Source organism: Mesorhizobium sp. M0563 (genome assembly GCF_040321065.1).
In the GTDB taxonomy this organism is placed as follows: Bacteria; Pseudomonadota; Alphaproteobacteria; order Rhizobiales; family Rhizobiaceae; genus Mesorhizobium.
Genome location: NZ_JAMYQV010000033.1, coordinates 28566 through 43544 on the forward strand (window position 1 = coordinate 28566; position 14979 = coordinate 43544).

Consider the following 14979-nt stretch of genomic DNA (forward strand, 5'->3'; position numbering starts at 1 on the left):
CCTCAACACCCGCCGAAATCGTCGATCGTCGTGCCGGCGAATTCCTGGACAACATGCAAGGTCGCGGTCTCGCTTTTCGTGCTCGGCAGTTCCTCCCTCACCGCAGTCTGGCAATCCCATGGTGCCGGCTCCCGCACCTGGCGCCAGATCGGGTTATGAATGGCGAAGTCGATCTGGCGTACGAGTTCCACCATGCCGTCATAGCCGGCGTAAGGATGTTGGCGCTCCTGGTTGATATCGAGCCAGGGTGTCTTGGCCTTCAGCGCGATGAACTGCGTGCGCCCGCCTGACAGCATGATATCGGCCTTGTGTTCTGAGAGCATGGCGTAAAGCTCGCGCGGCGCCATCTGCTCGAATATGTGGTTGTCGTCCTTGAGTATCTGCTTGATGCGCTCCTTGTCTTCGACCGTCGACTTCTTGACAGAGGTGCCGACGATCTCGATGCCGATCTCCATCAGCGCATGGACGAGCGACCAGGACTTCACACCGCCGGTGTTGAGCAGCACGCGCTTGCCTTCGAGCCTCGGCCGGTAGGCCGTGAGCTTTTTCCACGCGATCGCCTCCTCCTCTGCAATTAAGGCCTCGGTGCGGCCGAGGATCTCCGGATCGGCACCCTTCTTCACGAGCAGCTGAGAGATCTGTCTGAGCGCTTCCGAGGTGTCGGTGATGCCGTAGAAGGAGCCCTCGAAAAACGGGATGTCCCAGCGCTGCTCCATCTTGCGGGCGAGATTGATGAGCGCGGTCGAGCACACCATCATAGCCGCCCGGGCGCGGTGCGCGCAGGCAATGTCGAAGTAACGCGCGTCGCCCGGAATGCAGGCGCGCACCCGGATACCGAGCCGATCCAGCAGCGGCTTCACCAGCCAAAATTCACCCGAGAGGTTGAATTCGCCAAGAATGTTGATGTCATAGGGTCCGGCGTCGTCCGGTTCTACCGTGCCGATGACATGCTCGAGCAACGCCTCGCCGGCAAGCTTGTTGCCGAGATTCTTGGAGCCGACGAAGCCTGGCGCATTGACCGGCACCACCGGTAGGCCGAACTTTTCCGCCGCGCGCTTGCAGACGGCCTCGATGTCGTCGCCGATCAGCGCCGTCACGCAGGTCGGATAGACGAAGATAGCCGGCGGCCCATACGCTTCCTTGATCTCGCGGATCGCTTTGAAGAGCTTCCGCTCGCCCCGCCCCATCACCACGTCGAGTTCGGTGAGATCGGTCGTGAAGCTCGTGCGCCACAGCGTTGGCCCGGACGAAGCCGCACCGCGGTTGTCCCAGGAATTGCCCTCGCAGGCGAGCGGCGCATGGATCAGGTGCGCGACGTCGGTGATCGGCTGCAGCACGATCTTGGCGCCATCGAAGGCACAGCCGCCGGCCGCCGCCCCGGGGGTCAGTGGCTTCGAACAGCCCTCCTTGCGCGCCTTGGCATCCTTGCCGCGGTTCTGCTCGCAGGCAGGCTCGTTGAAGACATCCTGGATTTTGGCTCTGAGCGAGGACATTCCGTTGGTCTCCGAAGTCCCTTCGGGAAGACGACCGGCCTCACCGAAGAGCCGGCCGCCACCCTTAGCGGGTGAGGTCATACGAATAGTCCGTCACGCCCGTCTCGCTTGTCTCGCGATCGAGCTTGTCGAAGATCTTGTCGAGGATCGTCGTCAGGACGCGCAACCCGCCTTGGTAGCCCATGAGCGCAAAGCGATGGTGATGGTGCCGGTCGAAGATCGGAAACGTCAGCCGGATCAGCGGCGTGCCGGTGTCGCGCTCCAGATACTTGCCATAGGAGTTGCCGATCAGCAGGTCCACCGGCTCGGTGAAGAGCAGCGAGCGCATGGCCCAGAGGTCCTTGCCCGCCCAGACTTGAGCGTCCTTGCCGAAGGGCGATGATGCAAGCAGTTCCTTCAACTCCGCTTCCCATGCCGAGGTGCCGTTGGTGGCGAGGCAATGGGTCGGCTCGCCGCCCGTCTCCATGATGAAGCGGGCCATGGCGTAGACAAAGTCCGGATCGCCGTAGACGGCATATTTCTTACCGTGCAGCCAGGATTGGCTGTCCGCCATGGCGTCAACAAGTCGGCCGCGCTCCAGGCGGATTGCCTCGGGGATTTGCTTGCCGGAAATCGCGGAGACCTCCATCAGGAAGTCGTCGGTCGCCTGGACTCCGAGCGGGTAATGAAACGAGGCAGTCGCCTGCCCTACCCCCTCGCAATACTCCAGTGTTTTTCGGGTGTTGTAATGCTGTAGCGAAAGTGTCGCCTCGGCGTTGAGTGCTTTCCTCACGTCTTCGATCTTCGTGCCGCCGTCGTACATGCGGTATTCGCCGTCCGACGGCGTGTCGAACTGGTCAGAGGCGTCTTGGATGAAGGTATATGACACGCCCAGCAGATCGAGCAGGCGCTTGAGTTCCCGGTTGTTGCCCACGCAAAAGCCGTCGAAACCCGGAATGATGTTGATGGTTCCCTCGGCTTCCGTTCGCTCCTCGCCTTTCCAGAAGTGCTCCAAAATGCCCTTGACCGTAACGTCGTAGCCATCGACATGGCTGCCGACGAAGGCTGGCGTGTGGGCGAAGGGCACGTCGAAGTCGCGCGGGACGGAGCCTTCGTCCTTGGCGTTCTCGATGAAGCTGTGCAGGTCGTCGCCTATGACCTCCGCCATACAAGTGGTCGAGACGGCGATCATCTTCGGGTCGTAGAGTTGGTACGTGTTGGCGAGCCCGTCGACCATGTTCTTCAGGCCGCCGAACACTGCCGCATCCTCGGTCATCGAGGAGGAAACCGCCGAAGCAGGCTCCTTGAAATGGCGCGACAGGTGCGAGCGGTAGTAGGCCACGCAGCCCTGGCTGCCGTGGACGAAGGACATGGTTCGCTCGAAACCGGCGGCCGCGAACACCGCGCCGAGCGGCTGGCAGGCCTTGGCGGGGTTCACGACAAGCGCTTCGCGAGCGAGGTTCTTTTCGCGGTATTCCCACGTCTTGGTGAATTCGCCTTGGTCGGTAACGACCTGGTCCGGGTGAGGACATTCGAAATTCAGCCTCTTCTCGGCGAGCATCTGCCTGTATTCCGGCTCGCGGAACAGGGGCGCATGGTCGAGAACTTTTTCAGCCGACTGCGGCATGGATGGTTACCTCTTCTCCATCTGGCCGCGCCATACGGCGGCACAGGGACGTCGAAACGTTTCAGGTCTCCCGCGGACAAGGGGCCGCAGGCGTTCATCGGCCTTCCCGGCTTCCGGGAGGCCAGGTTTTTCATTCCGCAGCGATCGCCGCCGACGGCTCGGCTTTTTTCTTCCAGGGAGCGTCGTAGAGGCCCCAGACCGGGTTGTTGATGGCCAGATCCATGTCGCGGGCGAAGATGGCGAAGCCGTCGTAGCCGTGATACGGGCCGGAATAATCCCAGGAATGCATTTGACGGAACGGTATGCCCATCTTCTGGACCGGGTACTTTTCTTTGATGCCGGAGCCAACGAGATCAGGACGGATCCCCTCGATGAACTTCTCCAGCTCGTAACCAGTCACGTCGTCATAGATCAGCGTGCCCTTCTTCACGTAATGGCCGGTACGCTGATAGTCGTCGTTATGGCCAAATTCATAGCCAGTGCCGACGATCACCATGCCCAGATCCTCATATGCCGTGACGACGTGACGGGGGCGCAGCCCGCCGACATAGAGCATCACCGTCCTGCCTTCGAGGCGCGGCCGGTATTTAGCGATGACGGCATCGACCAACGGCCGGTATTTGGCGATGACCGCCTCGGCCTTGGCCTCGATTTCCGGCCCGAAATGCTTGGCTATCTTGCGCAGAGAGGCTTCGGTCTGGGAGGGGCCGAAGAAATTATACTCCATCCAGTCGATGCCATACTTTTCCTCCATGTGCCGGCAGATGTAGTTCATCGACCTGTAGCAATGGATGAGATTGAGCTTGGCCTTCGGCGCGCGCTCTATTTCGGCCAGCGTAGCGTCGCCGGACCAGTTGCCGACCACGCGCAGGCCCATCTCCTCGAGCAGGATGCGCGAAGCCCAGGCGTCGCCGCCGATGTTGTAGTCGCCGATCACATTGACATCGTACGGGCTGGCCTCGAACTCGACGTCTTTCTTCTCGAACACCCAGTCGCGGATCGCATCGTTGGCGATGTGGTGGCCGAGCGATTGCGAGACGCCGCGGAAGCCCTCGCAGCGCACCGGCACGATCGTCTTTTCGTGCTCCTTGGCCTTGTTGCGGGACACAGCTTCGGTGTCGTCGCCAATCAGGCCAATCGGACATTCGGATTGCACGGTCATGCCCTTGTTCAGCGGAAACAGTTCCTCGATCTCGTCGATGATCCGTTCCAGCTTCTTGTCGCCGCCGAAAACAATGTCCTTCTCCTGGAAATCGGAGGTGAACTGCATCGTGACGAACGTGTCGATGCCCGTCGTGCCGACGTAGTAGTTGCGGCGTTGCGACCAGGAATATTGCCCGCAGCCGACCGGGCCGTGCGAGATATGGACCATATCCTTGACTGGACCCCACACCACGCCTTTCGAGCCGGCATAGGCGCAGCCGCGAATCGTCATCACTCCGGGGATGGACTTGATGTTCGATTTGACCTCGCATTCGGAAAGGACCTCGCTTTCCTCGCCAGCCTCGTCGCCGCTCTTTGCGACGCTCAGGTGCTTTTTGCGGCGCTTCGCCGCCTTGTCAGGATATTGCGACAGCACCTCCTCGATAAGCTTCGCATGGAGGGCGCCGTCATTCTCGTATTCCAGGCTCATGGGACCCCTTTCAAGGTTCAGGGTGACGCCTCACCAACGAGGCGCCGTTCTTTGAAAGGCGCGCCAGGTCAAGGCCGCGCCTCGTTCGGCAGCGGTCGTTACTGTGCGGCCGCCTTGGCCGCTTCCTTGACCTGAAGCTCGGCAAGCATCTGCTCGTCAGTCTTCATGATGCCGAAGTCGAGCAGCATGTCCTCGAGCTCCTCCATGGTGATAGGGGTGGGGATGGTGCCCTGGCCCGAATTGGCATGGATCTTCTCGGCCAACGCCCGGTATTCCCCGGCCTGCTTGGAGTCCGGCGCATATTGAATGACAGACATCTTCCTGAGTTCGGCGTGCTGGACGATGTTGTCGCGCGGCACGAAATGGATAAGCTTGGAATTGAGCCTGGAAGCCAGCGCTTCGGCGAGGTCGAGCTCGCGATCGGTTTGGCGCTCGTTGCAGATCAGGCCGCCGAGCCGCACGCCGCCCGAATGGGCGTATTTCAGGATGCCCTTGGCGATGTTGTTGGCGGCATAGAGCGCCATCATCTCGCCGGACATGACGATATAGATTTCCTGGGCCTTGTTCTCGCGGATCGGCATCGCGAAACCGCCACACACCACATCCCCGAGCACGTCGTAGGAGACATAGTCGACATCGTCGTAGGCGCCGTTCTCCTCGAGGAAGTTGATCGAGGTGATTACGCCGCGGCCGGCGCAGCCGACACCCGGCTCGGGGCCGCCCGACTCCACGCATTTAATGCCTTTGTAGCCGACCTTGAGCACGTCCGCGAGTTCCAGGTCTTCCACCGAACCTTCCTCGGCCGCGAGGTGCAGGACCGTATCCTGCGCCTTCGCGTTCAGGATCAGGCGGGTGGAGTCGGCTTTGGGGTCGCAGCCGACGATGAGGATTCTCTGCCCGAGATCGACGAGGGCGGCGAGCGTATTTTGAGAGGTGGTGGACTTGCCGATGCCGCCCTTGCCGTAAAAGGCGATCTGACGCAAACCTGACATGTAGCTTTCCTTCCTTCGTTCCATTCATCGCGGCTGCCGCGACATGAATGCCGTCGGGCAGCTGTGGCCGCCTCGCACCCAAGGATCTCAAGACTCGTGCCAATTTGGCTGATCGAACCGAAGAATGTTTTCATGGTTGCTTTTCAGGGATTTAGCTTGAGGCCAAAGAAAGGATCGGCGGAACAAGCCGTGTAGCGGACCCGACAATGGCGACACAAAGCGTCGGATCGCGATCCTCAGTCACCGCATTCGTTCGAACCGCATCGTTGTGGTGAGGTGGGCGAACAGCATCTCGACCCTAGCGTTAATTGCGGGGATGCTGCGAAGTCTTCTGTTCCGGCGAGCTGACGTGCTTGGTCTCGCGTGTCCTCATCGAACCTGCGCGGAATCTGCGCGCCGCTGGCATACCATCGATCCACGGCATCCATCCGGAGCCACGGCGACAATTCCGCCATTTCACCAACCCAAGGCGACGCGGCTCACTTATCGGCGCAGGAGTTCAGTATCGGCGTCATCGCCTTGACATGTTCGTCAATCCGCTCAAGCACTTTCGCCGCGACAACGTCGCGCTCAGGCAGATGCCACCAGTGCTCATTGACGAGTTCGACGGTCTCGACCACTGCCTTCAGGACTGCCGGCTCCGGAAGCCTTGCGCGGTTCGCAAATGCCTTCCATCGCGGTGCTGCTAGCGCCTTGAACGAGCGCTCCCCTCCAAGCGAAAGCGTCGGCGGGAATATATGACACGGTCGACAGAACGTCGTAGATTGGTGCAAGCACCGGCTTGTCGCCGTTACCGGGATAAATCAAAGACCAGTTCTTCAGGTGCATGTCGCCATTGCCGGTGATGACCGTCAGCACCAGGCGGCGGACGAATTCGAGAGCCGCCGTAGGCGAGACGGCCACGCCAAGAGCCGAGGCTATGTATGGTAAGCGGCTCCCTCATATTTGCGCGAGGGATAGACACCGAAGACCTGAGCGAAATCCTCGATGTGTATCCTCTCGCCATCGGCGCCGCGATCGAAGCGTTTGACGAGAAGGACCTTGCCCTACGACAGCGTGTTGAATTCTTCGGGAATGCCCTCAAAATTGGACTTCTCGACCAGTTCGCATTCAGGCACCTCCATGCCGATTGCTGCGGCCAGCGCCAGGTTGGCGAATTCGTTCTCGGAAACGCCCGGAAACGCCGTCGAAGCGAACTTGGCGATGTACCGGCCCTGCTCGTCGTCCATCGGCAAGGTAAGGCCCCCGCCTTTTCCAGTGTTCTTCATGACCGACAGCTTCATCTGCACGCCGGCAAGTGAGAACCGTGCCTTGGGCTTATCCTTTGAAGCATCCTGCGAAACCGCGATCGCGCCGTCACTTGGCAACGCCCGTACGGCTCCCGGCAGATCGGCGCCAGCGCCGCTAAGAGATCGAAATCATTGCCTGGCCGCACATTGCCTTCATGGTGCTTTTCGCCCCGTCGGCGAGTGGGACGCCCAATGCGTCGCGGCCCCCTACCCGTTCGGCCGTTCCGTCGTACCAGGCGAGCGTCTCGTAGCCGCGAAAGCTGCTCACGCGACCGTTTCGCGATCTCGGCCCGTTCAACGCCGTTCTGGGACGGGAAACCAAGCGAATGGCTGGCGAAACGGCTCCGCCGCAGCCTGGCCTCGATCACAAGAACCCGGCGTCGGGCGTGAGCAACTCGACGTCGGATTGCATTGAAGCTTCAGCCAGGGCGGCTCAGTACGGATCGTTGTGAGCGACACGCTTCGGACTCCCATTCGATTGCCCGACTCGGCTCATGCCGGGACGGGCGGTATTCTGAGGGTGTCTGCGCACCATGTTCATGGTGGCCGACTCTGAAGCGGCGCCCAATCGGAAACATTAGCATCTCCGCGTTTTGGCGTGGCTGCTTAAACTCTTCGACAGTAACCGCCTCAAGTAGCAGGTCCAAGGCTTCGCGCCCCCTCCGACTTATCGGGTCATCGCCCCGCAGGTAGTGATACGCTCGATCTAAATGCACCCGCGCGGCGGAAAAATCGCTTGTCATATGACCCTCTCAGTTACCGCCCGCATTAGCCGTCTAGGAGGTGAGGGAGGCGCAATCGTTAGTATCCACAGACGGATTTGATTTAAATCGCTGATGATCCGGGAGAAACCAGGGCGCTGGCTGGTCTTGATGCGAGAGCCTCGCCGGATGGGTAGTATGCCACGGCTAGGGACGGTCTTGATCGAGATGATGGTTGAGGCTGCGGACTTCCCGGCGGACAGCTTCGATCGTTCTAGGCGTCTGCGCCGATAAATCAGGCGGGCGAATGCTCTCAATGTCCGCGTTGACAGCCATGCGAATACCGCTTCGTTCTAAATCTGTGGACACGGACCGAATACTGGCCCCGGCAAGTCGGCCAGTCGAGCTCTAATCCCTTGCCATCACAAAACGCGCATTCACGAGGGGTCATCGCGAATGCCGATCATCATCGGGCTTAGGGAAGCCATCCCTGAGCACTCGTCGTCAACCAGGGCGAGGACGAGATTGTGGCACCTCTCCTGTTAGGGTTCGTTGTCTCTCCCGTCTGTGAACAAGCGGGGTCAAGCTGCGGTCTTCACCCGGCCCGGTTCCGCTGCCGCCCCAAAGTTGATTGTGGAGCGTGCGGAAGCGACTGCTGGGTCATGCTCTGGAAATACTGACCGATTACACAAATCTATAGACAAAAAGTCAGTACTGGCAGCCGTGAGTTAACGATCGGCTCGTGGAAGGCAAAAAACGTGCAGCACGAAGATCCTCAGCCGTCCGCTCCAACGACGCTTGCCCCGCTTCGCAATCCGGTATTTCGCTCGATCTGTACAGCCATACAGATATCCAGCCTCGGGTGGCTCGTGCAGACGGTCGCCATCAGTTGGCTGATGGCCACCATTTCAGCTTCCGACCTCATGGTCGCACTCGTTCAGGCCGCATCCACATTGCCGGTGTTTTTCCTCTCAATTCTCGCCGGAGCCATCGCCGATAACTTCAGCCGCCGATGGGTGATGTTTGCGGGGCACTGCTTGATAGCATTGGCATCAACGACGCTGATGATTTTGGTCGGTCTGGGATTTGTCGATCCTTGGCTGATACTCGGACTGGGTTTCCTGGCCGGCTGCGGCTTTGCTTTGAATGATCCGGCCTGGCATGCTTCGGTCGGCGATATCCTCGACAAGCGCGACATACCGGCCGCGGTCACGCTGATGTCCGTCGGATACAACATCGTACGCAGCATAGGTCCTGCTCTGGGTGGGACGATTCTGGCCTTCTTTGGTCCGCTGGCCGCTTTCGGCTTGGCCGCGCTGAGCGATCTCGCGCCTCTAGGTGCACTATGGCGCACCAAATGGAAAATCCGCTCTTCGCCTCTCCCCCGCGAGAGAATGATGACGGCGATTCACGACGGAGTGCGCTTTACGGCGATGTCCCTGGAAATCAGGGCGGCGATCGCCCGCGGAACCCTTTTCGGGTTGGCCAGCATTTCGATCTTGGCGTTGCTGCATCTCGTCGTTCGGGATCAGTTGAAGAGCGGGCCGATCGTCTACGGTATTCTATTGGCCGGCTTCGGCACCGGGGCTTTCATCGCGGGTATGAGCAACGGCTTCCTTAGGCGGATCACGTCTCAAAACAGGCTGGTGACGTTCGACTTTGTCGCTTGTGCAGCATGTTGCGTTTCCGTTGCACTAACATCGTCGGTCCCTGTGGCGGCAGTCGCGCTTGCCTTGGGCGGCGCGGGTTGGCTTATCACCTGGACCGGCATTGACGTGGCGGTGCAACTCGCAAGCCCACGGTGGGTAGTCGGCCGTACACTCTCCATCTACTACGCCTTGAGCGCTGGCGGTATGGCTGCCGGCAGCTGGATTTGGGGTTCCGTCGCGCAGAATTACTCCCTGACCTGGGCTTTGGAGGGCGCCGCCGGGGGTCTGTTGCTGCTTGCAGCAGCGGGAATGGTGTTGCCGATACGTCCATGGGAAGATACGGACCAGGAAAGTTCGGATTTTCGCGCACCGGAGCTGGCACTCGATCTAAAGCCAAGGAGTGGCCCTATCGTCGCCAAAATCGACTATTGCATATCCGAAAAGAATACCGACGCGTTTCTGGCCTGCATGCGTGCAAAGCGCCACGCTCTTAGCCGCGCCGGTGCGCGAAACTGGACGCTCCAGCGCAACCTCCAAACGCCTTCACTTTGGACAGAGACATTTCGCACGCCACCTGGATGGACTTTCTTCGCCTGATCATCGGCTGACGGCAGCGGACAAGGAAGCAGCCCAGCAGCCTCTCGCCTTGCACGATGGAGAGCTTCCTCCACACACAGTCCTTTCGATCGAGCGAACGACCGAGGCAGCTCGTACCCGTGCGTCAACAATCGCTTCTCGTCCTCCGAGGTGACGTCATGATAAAGGTGTCAGCCGATGCCAACCCGCCGCGAAGGGGCCTAGGCTCACTCCCAGACCCCCATTCTGGGCTTCGGCTCCACTCAACCGCGCATAAACTGCGTTCCTTTCTCTGACCAGCCAAGGCTTGTCCGACTCCCCCGAAGAGAACCGCCCAAGAGCGCCGGTGTTACTATTTCCACAAGCTCCTAGTCGATAAGGACGCGAAGTCTACGCCATGGAAGGTCGAGCTCCTCGCCGCGCGCGATCAAGGCCATGTGCTCGCTTACCTGCTCGGCAACGGCCCCGGTCAACTCCGGCAGTTCAGTCAATTTTTCGAAGGCGGCCATTCATCTGATGCTTTCGGCAAGGTTGCCACGTCTGTCTGAAGCAAAAGCTCGTCCAGCGTGAGCAGCGGCGAGCGCATCGCCTTGGCATAGGCGTAGTGGAAGCAATCGAACATGCATCGACGAACATTATTCGTCACCACCTGTGAGATCATGGTCGAGCTCGTGATAGGCCTCCGGTGGAACCGGCTTTCGACCTGGCTGAAAAGACAGGCCGTGCTTAACCAGAATCTTTTTCGCCGTTTCTCTCGGGCTTTCCTTGTTCATCCGGTTGCGGATGGTTTCCCGCAGGGCGACAATCACAGCATCGGTGATGCTTGTGCCGTCAATGCGCGCAAGCTCCCGAGCGAGAGTATCGGCCTCCGGATTGTTGGCGAGCGGGCGAGCGGAGAACAGGGCAAGATAATCAAGCAATTTGAGCCGCGATAGCCTTCCACTCGGCCATCGCGCGTAGGCGGTGGTTCCGGGTCAATCTCACCAAGGCGTCGGGGCTCTGAAAGCGGCCCTCCCCTCCCCTGCTCAGTGCGCGGCTGCAGGAGTTTTGTTGTTGAGGTTGGCCTCCGTATCATTGGGCGTTAGAGCACGCAGCACCGCCTCAGGCTCCCGGTCCATGACGCGAAGCAGTGTACGGGCCGCGCCGCTTGGCTGCCGCTTGCCCTGCTCCCACTTCTTGTAGCCGGATGGACTGGTTCCCAGCACGGTCGCCATCTCATCCTGTGTCAGGTCGAGCTTCTTGCGGATGGCTTTGGCGTCGACCGCGCCAACATCGACGCTGTGCACCTTGATACCGGGAACGTCCTTACCCTGCGCGTGCGCCAGAGCTTCCGACATAGACTGGATCAGATCAGCGCCGAATTTTGTCATCTCGCTCATGTCCTGCTCCTGTTCGCTGCCTTAATCGCCTTGGCGAAGGCTGCAACCGCTTTTGCCTCGTCCGGCTTCAGATCGACCTTTTCATTCTTGCCGTACGCCAACAGCGCGTAGATCGGTGCGTCATCGCTGTACCAGTAGTAGATGACCCTTGCGCCACCGCGCTTACCCTTGCCTTTGGCGCCGAACCGCATCTTTCGAACGCCACCGGTACCTGGAATCTCATCACCCACCTGCGGATTGGCAGCGAGAAAGTCGATCAGTTCCTTCCGCTCATCGTCGCTAAACAGCTCCGCCGCCTGCTTGATGAACAATGGTGTCTCGGCGACGGTCTGCATGCACTTACTATAACCCAATGGGTTATATATGAGCCAGCGGTGGGCAGAGTCAATGGCCGATCTACCGAAACGACGCCTCCAACCGATCGATTATCCTTATCCTCTGGATTTGGAAATCAGCCCCGCAACGAGCTCTCAGGCGCTGCAAATGGCCGCTGACATGCAAAACGTGCTTCCCGTCGACCACAGGGACGGCTGATCGGCTACCTGCTCGGCGGCAACGACCCCGGTCAATTCCGGCAGTTCAGTCGATTTTTCGAAGACGGTCATTCATCTGATCCTTTTGGCAAGGTCGCCACGTCTGTCTGAAGCAAAAGGTGGTCCAGCGTGAGCCGCGGCGAGTGCATCGCCTTGGAATAGGCGTAGGGGCAATCGAACTTGCTGAGGCGCCGCTTTGCTATGCCGTGCTGTCCGGCGACAGCGACCGCGTAGGACAGGACGTGTCGGGGCGAAACCGGGCTCGCAGAGCCGAATCTTTGGTGCTGCGAGCCATTCGACGACGACCGCCTCAGTAGGCGCAATTCAACTGATCCGGCCGTGAAAGCACGATGATGGCTTCCTAGGCAGCAAGTGTCATGTGAACGGCGAGCCGCATCGAGCGGCGCCGCTTCATAGGCGTCGGCCGTGTCCTCCGCCGCCATCATCGAGACGATCGCACATGCATCGACGAACATTATTCGTCACCACCTGTTGAGATCATGGTCGAGCTCGTGATAGGCCTCCGGTGGAACCGGCTTTCGACCTGGCTGAAAGACAGGCCGTGCTTAGCCAGTGTCTTTTGCGCCGTTTCTATCGGGCTTTCCTTGTTCATCCGGTTGCGTATGGTTTCCCGCAGGGCGACAATCACAGCATCGGGTGATGCTTGTGCCGTCAATGCGCGCAAGCTCCCGAGCGAGAGTATCGGCCTCCGGATTGCGAATGTTCAGCGTCATGTGTGTAGCTCCAAGCGCGTAGCGCCCTTTACATCACTGTGTAGCTTGGAGCATACCCGCAGTGTCGGTCGATTAGGCTGGCTCACACTTCGCCGGGGGCTTTGTTCATCCTCCTCTTCAAAACTGTTAGCGGCGAGCCAACCCACCAATGTCACTGAGGCGAATTCCCTCGGGACGGGCAGAGGCTGCCTGCCGCGCGTCCTAATGGCCTTGGCGCTTCGGGGACGGGCCACGCTTTTCGGGCGGCGCGAAGCGTGTCCAAAACCTGACAGCGGCAGACAATATGACAGGTTCAGAACAAACAATGGCAAAAATATCAGGTGCATTACAACCGGTCATCTGGGGCACCGGGAGGTTTTTCCAAAGCATGTGCGCGCTGAGCTCGCTGGCATGGCCCTTGCACGAATAAGGGAGCAACCAGAGGCTCCTCTTCCCCCCAACCCGTGCCTCTCTAGGAAGGAAACCAGAGTGCCGACAACCTTACCCTTTGGAAATAACTTTGGACAGCACCCGGTCTTGCAGATGGAGTCCCCGGCCCCTTCGATTCAAGTGGAAACCTGGCTGCGTGGCGAGCCGCTCAGCAGCTTCGAGCCCGGGAAAGTATACATCGTCGAATTTTGGGCAACTTCGTGCGGCCCATGTGTGGACGCGATGCCTCATCTGATGCAGTTGCAGGAGAAATACAGGGACAGCGGCGTTGAGATCATCGGAGTCGCGGCTAGTGAAGACGCTCCAACGGCCGATGAGGCCCGCAGCAATCTGGACGCGTGGTTGACCGAAAAGTTCTCGAATCTGAACTTTCGGATGGCGTTCGACTCCACAGGCGAAATGAAAAAGCTTTGGATGGAGCCCAGCTTTTCTTGCTGGATTCCGACCAGTTTCGTGGTCGACCGAGACGGCCACATCGCCTTTATTGGTGGCCCGACGGAACTCGATGAGGTTTTGCCGAAGGTGCTCAACGGCAGCTGGCGCGCCAGCGATCAAGCGAAAGCCGCCGACAGGGAGCGGATCGCGAAAGGCGAACCCAAAGCGCGCGAACAAGCGCTGACGAAGCCGATCAAGGCTAGATATCGGGCGGCGATGGAGACAAATGATTGGAAGACGGCGCGCTCGGCAATCGAGGAGGGCGTCGCCTTGATGCCGGACAACCTATATTTCCGCGTGAGTCTTGCGCATCTGTTGCTTCACAAAATGCGCGACATGGAGGCCGGCTTGCCCGAAATGCGCCAATTCGTTCGCGACGCGATCAACAGAGAGTCCGAGCACTGGATATATTATGGGCTATTCCTACTCTTCGCGCCGTGCTTTGATTATGCGGGCTTTCCGTCTGCTGAGCGCTTTGCGATGGGCGAAGAGCTGTCTAAACACATCGTGGCACTGCCGCAAGGCCATGGCTCTAAGTTCATGTCTTATCCGATGGTCGCTCAGTACTATCATGAGAGCGGCAACAAAGATCGCGCGATCGAGTTGGTCGAGCAGGCACTTAAGGTGCTGGACGGTCCGGAGCCTATCTCGAACGACCTGAAACAGCACCTTCTACCGGAGTTGCTGCAGGCTCTGGCCAACTACAAGGGTGAGAAGGTTTGTCACGGCACTATCTGTGTAGCTCCGCAAAAGGATTCTCCCAACGTCAATGGGGTGGCCGAGGAGCAAACCTAAGAAGGGGCGTGTCGGAATGCGTTACTGGTCAATTCGTCCACTTTCCTGGCGTGGTTGTGCAAATAGCAGGCCCAGGCGTCCAGCCCAGCCTCGCCGTCATCCGCAAACACGTGACTGACCAAGGAGAAGACGACGTCCCCTGATCACCTCACCAAAACATACTGCCGCTGCGGGTCTCCCGGACCCGTCAAAGATGGCACTGGAGTAAGGCTTGGAACATGAAAAAAGGTTACTAGCCAGCTCGACGCTGCCCACCGATCCACCTGCACCCACAGGCGGGGAAGACGGGGACGCAGCCGACCGCCTGTCTCAGCGCCACGATAGCACTCGCACGCTCCGGCAACGGAACACCATTCAACATCCGCACCAAGGACATCCAAAAATGGCAAAGAATTTCCGGCCGCTGCATGACCGCGTGGTCGTTCGCCGCGTCGACTCCGAAGCGAAGACCGCCGGCGGGATCATCATTCCCGACACCGCAAAGGAAAAGCCGCAGGAAGGCGAGATCGTCGCCGTCGGCTCCGGCGCGCGCGACGAAGCGGGCAAGCTTGTTCCGCTCGACGTGAAGGCTGGCGACCGCATCCTGTTCGGCAAGTGGTCCGGCACCGAAGTGAAGCTCAATGGCGAAGACCTTCTGATCATGAAGGAATCCGACATTATGGGCATCATCGGCTGAATATCGGCCTCACCCTCATTTAAATCTTCGGGCTCAATCCAAGCCCCTGCCAGGAGCTA

General features: G+C 59.6%; 13 protein-coding genes and 2 pseudogenes. 3 read left to right on the plus strand and 12 right to left on the minus strand.

The genetic code is table 11. The annotated features are described in order from the left end of the window. Positions 1-2: 2 nt before the first annotated feature. The 5 genes and pseudogenes from nifE to NKI50_RS28650 all read right to left on the minus strand — a co-directional run bounded on the left by nifE (position 3) and on the right by NKI50_RS28650 (position 7249). The gene (nifE, locus tag NKI50_RS28630) at positions 3-1493 is read right to left on the minus strand and encodes a nitrogenase iron-molybdenum cofactor biosynthesis protein NifE (protein ID WP_352718335.1); all 1491 of its coding nucleotides are present in this window, start codon (positions 1491-1493) and stop codon (positions 3-5) included. 64 nt (positions 1494-1557) lie between these two features. Further along, positions 1558-3099, minus strand: a complete 1542-nt coding sequence (gene nifK / locus NKI50_RS28635) for a nitrogenase molybdenum-iron protein subunit beta (protein ID WP_352718338.1) — start codon at positions 3097-3099, stop codon at positions 1558-1560. 130 nt (positions 3100-3229) lie between these two features. Continuing rightward, positions 3230-4732, minus strand: a complete 1503-nt coding sequence (gene nifD, locus NKI50_RS28640) for a nitrogenase molybdenum-iron protein alpha chain (protein WP_352484991.1) — start codon at positions 4730-4732, stop codon at positions 3230-3232. Positions 4733-4830: 98 nt separating this feature from the next. Continuing rightward, entirely contained in the window at positions 4831-5724 is an 894-nt protein-coding gene (gene nifH / locus NKI50_RS28645; RefSeq protein WP_023801970.1) for a nitrogenase iron protein, read from the minus strand. A gap of 479 nt (positions 5725-6203) precedes the next feature. Beyond that, positions 6204-7249, minus strand: a pseudogene (locus NKI50_RS28650) (type II toxin-antitoxin system HipA family toxin). A gap of 1223 nt (positions 7250-8472) precedes the next feature. Here NKI50_RS28650 and NKI50_RS28660 point away from each other — a divergent pair. Beyond that, a pseudogene (locus NKI50_RS28660) lies at positions 8473-10114 on the plus strand (MFS transporter). Between the two features lie 193 nt (positions 10115-10307). Here NKI50_RS28660 and NKI50_RS28665 read toward each other — a convergent pair. The 7 genes from NKI50_RS28665 to NKI50_RS28695 form a co-directional block, all read right to left on the minus strand. Then, entirely contained in the window at positions 10308-10448 is a 141-nt protein-coding gene (locus NKI50_RS28665; protein WP_023722625.1) for a hypothetical protein, read from the minus strand. Positions 10449-10574: 126 nt separating this feature from the next. Then, positions 10575-10859: a type II toxin-antitoxin system VapB family antitoxin gene (locus tag NKI50_RS28670; RefSeq protein WP_352718340.1), complete on the minus strand. Its 285-nt coding sequence runs from the start codon at positions 10857-10859 to the stop codon at positions 10575-10577. A 105-nt stretch (positions 10860-10964) separates the two neighbouring features. Then, positions 10965-11318: a helix-turn-helix domain-containing protein gene (locus NKI50_RS28675; RefSeq protein WP_023722622.1), complete on the minus strand. Its 354-nt coding sequence runs from the start codon at positions 11316-11318 to the stop codon at positions 10965-10967. Next, the gene (locus NKI50_RS28680) at positions 11315-11653 is read right to left on the minus strand and encodes a type II toxin-antitoxin system RelE/ParE family toxin (RefSeq protein ID WP_023722621.1); all 339 of its coding nucleotides are present in this window, start codon (positions 11651-11653) and stop codon (positions 11315-11317) included. Before NKI50_RS28680 ends, NKI50_RS28675 begins: the two co-directional genes overlap by 4 nt. 135 nt (positions 11654-11788) lie before the next feature. Further along, positions 11789-11923 (minus strand): hypothetical protein, encoded by a 135-nt coding sequence (locus tag NKI50_RS28685; RefSeq protein WP_023722620.1) that lies wholly within the window; start codon positions 11921-11923, stop codon positions 11789-11791. Further along, a complete protein-coding gene (locus tag NKI50_RS28690; protein WP_352718343.1) occupies positions 11920-12327 on the minus strand; it encodes a PIN domain-containing protein in 408 nt (135 codons plus the stop codon). The genes NKI50_RS28685 and NKI50_RS28690 overlap by 4 nt, the downstream gene beginning before the upstream one ends. 90 nt (positions 12328-12417) lie before the next feature. Next, positions 12418-12585, minus strand: a complete 168-nt coding sequence (locus tag NKI50_RS28695; protein WP_352485012.1) for a type II toxin-antitoxin system VapB family antitoxin — start codon at positions 12583-12585, stop codon at positions 12418-12420. A gap of 522 nt (positions 12586-13107) precedes the next feature. On the opposite strand from NKI50_RS28695, the gene NKI50_RS28700 reads away from it, so the two are divergent. Both NKI50_RS28700 and groES read left to right on the plus strand, forming a co-directional pair. Beyond that, positions 13108-14244: a redoxin family protein gene (locus tag NKI50_RS28700; protein ID WP_352708773.1), complete on the plus strand. Its 1137-nt coding sequence runs from the start codon at positions 13108-13110 to the stop codon at positions 14242-14244. 382 nt (positions 14245-14626) lie between these two features. After that, the gene (gene groES / locus NKI50_RS28705) at positions 14627-14920 is read left to right on the plus strand and encodes a co-chaperone GroES (RefSeq protein WP_352718345.1); all 294 of its coding nucleotides are present in this window, start codon (positions 14627-14629) and stop codon (positions 14918-14920) included. Positions 14921-14979 lie beyond the last annotated feature (59 nt).